We start from the raw sequence: 506 nt of genomic DNA on the forward strand, positions 1-506 counted from the left end.
ACGGTCTGGACGCTGCGGGCGATCTCCTGGGTGGCGGCGCCCTGCTGCTCCACCGCGCTCGCGATCGAGGTCGAGATCGACGAGATCTGGCCGATCGTCGCGCCGATCTCCTTGATCGCGGCGACCGATTCGGCGGTGGCGCCCTGCATGCCCGTGATGTGCGAGGAGATCTCGTCGGTCGCCTTCGCGGTCTGGCTTGCCAGCGATTTCACCTCGCTCGCAACCACGGCGAAGCCGCGGCCGGCTTCACCGGCGCGGGCGGCCTCGATGGTGGCGTTGAGCGCGAGCAGATTGGTCTGCTCGGCGATGGCGGTGATCAGCTTGACCACCTCGCCGATCTGCTGTGCCGCGTGCGACAGCTTGCCGATGCGGCCGTCGGTCTCCTTGGCCTGCATGACGGCAGCCTCTGCGATGCGGCTGGAATCGCGCACCTGGCGGCCGATCTCCTCGACCGAAGCCGAGAGCTCTTCGGTCGCGGTCGCGACCGACTGCATGTTGGAGGAGGC

General features: G+C 68.6%; 1 protein-coding gene. It reads right to left on the reverse strand.

The annotated features are described in order from the left end of the window. The coding region (locus XF30_RS39055; RefSeq protein ID WP_244608858.1) for a methyl-accepting chemotaxis protein at positions 1-506 on the reverse strand (506 nt) is incomplete at both ends.

The organism is Bradyrhizobium sp. SUTN9-2 (assembly GCF_003122645.1).
GTDB lineage: Bacteria > Pseudomonadota > Alphaproteobacteria > Rhizobiales > Xanthobacteraceae > Bradyrhizobium > Bradyrhizobium yuanmingense.